Below are 239 nucleotides of genomic sequence, written 5' to 3'. Positions count from 1 at the left end.
TTGCGGCGAGAGCGGCTTCTGCTCGCCTGGACGGCGGCCGCGCCGTCCACCCTCCAGCGCCGTGTCGCCGGACCGTCGTGCCGCCTCGACCCACTCGCCGACGAAGCGGCGGTTCACGCCGACAGCAGCCGCGGCCTCGAGCCGCGTCTTGCCTGCTTCGACCATCGCCACCGCTACCCGGCGCAGTTCTGCCTGGGTGATCGGGTCGAGCTTGCGGAAGTCACGATGGAGCGCCATGC

The 239-nt window shown here is 72.0% G+C and carries 1 protein-coding gene; it reads right to left on the bottom strand.

Features of this window, described 5'->3' with window-relative positions; all coding sequences use genetic code 11:
- A partial coding sequence (locus Q7A36_RS41430) for a helix-turn-helix domain-containing protein (protein ID WP_305109568.1) occupies positions 1–239 on the bottom strand: 239 nt, incomplete at both ends.

Source organism: Paracraurococcus lichenis (genome assembly GCF_030657435.1).
Classification (GTDB): Bacteria; Pseudomonadota; Alphaproteobacteria; order Acetobacterales; family Acetobacteraceae; genus Paracraurococcus; species Paracraurococcus lichenis.
Note: the sequence above shows the minus strand (reverse complement) of the source record. Positions and strands in the feature narration are given on the sequence as shown.